The sequence below is a fragment of the Thermodesulfobacteriota bacterium genome, from assembly GCA_039028315.1.
Classification (GTDB): Bacteria; Desulfobacterota_D; UBA1144; order Nemesobacterales; family UBA2774; genus CR02bin9.
In genome coordinates this window covers 1-3,604 of record JBCCIH010000214.1, presented here as the reverse complement: position 1 = coordinate 3,604, position 3,604 = coordinate 1, and the positions used below count along the sequence as shown (strand labels likewise).

Annotated in this window: 3 protein-coding genes; all 3 read left to right on the top strand. The window is 41.5% G+C overall.

Going from position 1 to position 3,604, the window contains the following annotated elements; translation table 11 throughout:
- Window positions 1-1,111 (top strand): sugar porter family MFS transporter (locus AAF462_10950; GenBank protein ID MEM7009639.1); only part of this gene is annotated, 1,111 nt, incomplete at its 5' end.
- Window positions 1,112-1,193: 82 nt separating this feature from the next.
- Entirely contained in the window at window positions 1,194-2,462 is a 1,269-nt protein-coding gene (locus tag AAF462_10945; GenBank protein MEM7009638.1) for an IPTL-CTERM sorting domain-containing protein, read from the top strand.
- 28 nt (window positions 2,463-2,490) lie between these two features.
- Window positions 2,491-3,423, top strand: a complete 933-nt coding sequence (locus AAF462_10940; protein MEM7009637.1) for an IPTL-CTERM sorting domain-containing protein — start codon at window positions 2,491-2,493, stop codon at window positions 3,421-3,423.
- The last annotated feature ends 181 nt before the right edge of the window (window positions 3,424-3,604 follow it).

Sequence of the window (3,604 nt, the reverse complement as noted above, 5' to 3'; positions counted from 1 at the left end):
TATAAGCGCCGTGATTTCATTTGTTGGTGTTCTTGGCACAGTGCTGGCAAACGGCATATTGATGCTGATTATTGCACGAATAGTTGTAGGAGCCGCGTTTGGCATACTTTCTTTTGCGGTCCCACTTTACATCTCAGAGATGTCAGCCGCAAATAACCGCGGAAGGCTCGTTTCAATTTTTGTAATTGCAATTTTAAGCGGAGTTCTAATTTCCTATCTTGTGGATTATGCCTTTGCAGCATATAGCCAGTGGCGAATTATGTTTGCCGTGGGGCTTGTGCCGGCACTGTTACTTTTTGTAGGTATGTATTTTCTTCCCGAAAGTCCAAGATGGCTTATCAAGCACGGCTTTGATGATAAGGCAAAAGACATCCTGATGCGCATAAGGGGAACGGCTGAGGTTGATGAAGAGTGTTCTAGTATTAAGGATGCCCTTGAACAAACCAAACCCGACTGGCGTGAGTTGTTTGCACCTATTATAAGACCTGCTCTAGCGCTGGGCTTGGGTCTTGCTATGATAAGACAGCTCACCGGGCTTTCGCTCGCCACGTTTTATGCCCCGACAATTTTTGAGCTTGCGGGTTTTCATTCGGCCTCAACCGCAATTCTTCAAACTGTAGGAGTAGGAATTGTTTTTGTTATTATGTCCATAGTTGCAATGAATGTTATGGACAAACTTGGACGGCGGCCCACCATGCTTATTGGTCTGGCTGGAATGTGTATAGCCCTAATAGTAATGGGCCTAACCTTTTTCATGCAAAAATCTGGCGGAGGGTTACTTGGATATCTGACAGTTGCCAGTCTAATATTTTTTGTGGCCGCATGGACCATTGGACCCGGAACAGTGGTTCAGCTAGTAATCTCAGAAATTTATCCGCTTAGCGTAAGGGCAATAGCCATGAGTGTTGTAACTGCAGTTATCTGGGCCACCTATCTGATTGTCACCCTTACATTTCTTAGTTTGATCGAAGCTTTGGGAAGACCTGACACTTTCTGGCTCTATGCCGTGCTCTGCGTGGTCTCATTTGTCTACGTCTATATCTATATGCCCGAGACAAAGGGGCTTAGTCTTGAGGAAATTGAGGAGCATTGGCATAAAACTAAAAAGTAGCAGAATTTATAGATAAATGTCTATACATTACTAAAAAAAATAGTATTATAGTTCTAATTGTTTTTCCTTAAGGAGGGGATCAATGAAAACGAAAGCCGCAAGCATCTCTATATCTGTAGTACTTTTCTTAGTACTTATAGGATTGAATCATAGCTCGCATGCACGTCTTGTGTGTGATATAGAGCAGCTGACATTTGATCAAGAACAGGAGTCAGATAACAACGCTATAAGCGCCGATGGAACTATCATTGCTTTTCAATCAAGGTCTGACATAACAGGAGAAAATCCTGAGAACAATGATGAAATGTTTTACTACGATATATTGGAAGGAACATTTAACCAGATTAGCTCTACAACTACAGGGACTAATAGAACTCCCAGCTTATCGCCAAACGGAGAACTAATTACATATGACTATAGCTCATCTGGTGAAGCGCAAGTATTTTTATTTAACAGAACGACGGGAATAAATACGTTAGTGGCTGGTGAACCAGAAAAGAATGAAGATCCCTTCATCGACACCCTAGGTAATATCATCACCTTCAGTTCTGATGCTGATATAGGGGGCGGTAACCCTGGAGGCAACGAGCAGGTATTTCAGTACAACATAAATACTGGAGTTACTACTCAACGAACTGACATAACTGTAAACTTTATACAAACAACACCTACCAACTTTGACGGCAGTTTAGTGATTTTTAGCGCCTTTGGAAATATCCTTGGTACAAATCCTGATGGTAATTCAGAAATTTATTTAATAGAACCTGACGATTCACTTAAACAGTTGACTTTTGGACAATCGGGCGTAGATAGCAGGGCTGAGAAATTTGGCGTAGACAGCACGGCAAATCTCATAACATTTTTAGCAAGAGGTGATCCTGCCGGCGGCACGGGTCCAATGGGCAATGACCAAGTATACTTTTATAATTTAGATCAGGATGTATTTACCAAACTAACAAATCAACCGGCAAGTAATAATGATCCTGCTATAAACGCTGATGGCACTTGTATTGTTTTCAGTTCAACTCAAGATTTGACGGGTCAAAACCCTTTAAATAACTGGCAGGTATTTATTTACGATTTAGCTTCAGAGACATTCACTCAGGTTGGTATTAATCTTTCAGATGGAAGGATTATCACACCAACACCTAGTGCAGACTGCACAGAGATAGCATTTTCTGGTCAACCGAATTTTGAATCAAACGAAGCTATGGACGAGGAACAGGTTTTCTTAGCCAGATGCGATGTTGCTCAAGTGCCTACGATATCAGAGTGGGGATTGATTGCATTGGCTGTAGTTATTGGAACCGCTGGTTTTATTGTTCTTAGAAGAAGACAAGTTAGCGCATAAGCTATAAAAATTTTTTGGAGGATGTCTGATGAGAATTATACTTTTTGCTCTAACTATAATAGTTTTAACAGCTGGATATTCAATTAACACAATAGCGCAGGATGCAGTTTTGTATGTTGGTGCTACTGAAGAATGTGACTCAAATCCAGCGGGTGAAAATAGTTCGCTTTATTTAGTAAACCCACAAGATGCGACCTCTTCGTTAATAGGACCTGTTGGATTTAACGGTTTAACAAGTCTTGCAATCCTTGGAGACGGCCGCCTGGTAGGTACAGCAAACATGGATGATGGTAGCAGGACCGCTGTACTTATCGAGATTAATCCTATAACTGGACAGGGAACTCTAATTGGCGTGATAGGAAATGAGAACAACCCCGGTGAGTGTGGAAGGGTTCCAGGTATTACATATGACCCTACAACTAATACTCTTTATGGAGTTGTTAGAAACTGCAATTTTCCCGGGGGCCCTAACTTTTTGGGTGCAATTAACCAAAATAATGGGCAGCTTACTATAATTGGAGATATTGATTCACCAGGCGCTGGAAACGGCCTTGCTATAAGAGATGACGGAACACTATTTTGGGCAGCAAACGGACCCGGGCCAGCTAGGATCAATACAGTTGACCAAACAAACGCTATGATTACTAATTCTGTGGTCTTAAGTCAAGATGAGGCGCTACCTAACGCATTAGCATTTCACCCTGCAAGCCAACAGCTATACATGACAAACCGTGAGCCAGTTGATCCTTTTAGTTTTCCAGAGTCAACACTGGACATCATCAATACGACTACAGGAGAGCTAACTGTGGTAGGCCAATTACCCAATTGCTCAAACGGGCTCATATTTGTACCAACTCCAAGAAACGTACCTACCCTTTCCCAGTGGGGATTAATGGCCATGACCTTGGTTCTTGGAATAGTTGGATTTATTGTTATTAGAAGAAGACAGTCCATAGCTTAAAATAAAAATTCTAAACAATTTCTTAAAGGGAGCTTGGTGCCATGCGTGCCGGCTCCCTTTTTGTATTCCACTCCAGACTCAGCGATTCCAAGTTAGATGATATTAAATCATCGTCTTTGTGGCAATTGTTAATAATTATGATAATTTATTGGATAAATACATAATTAAGAGGATGTTCATG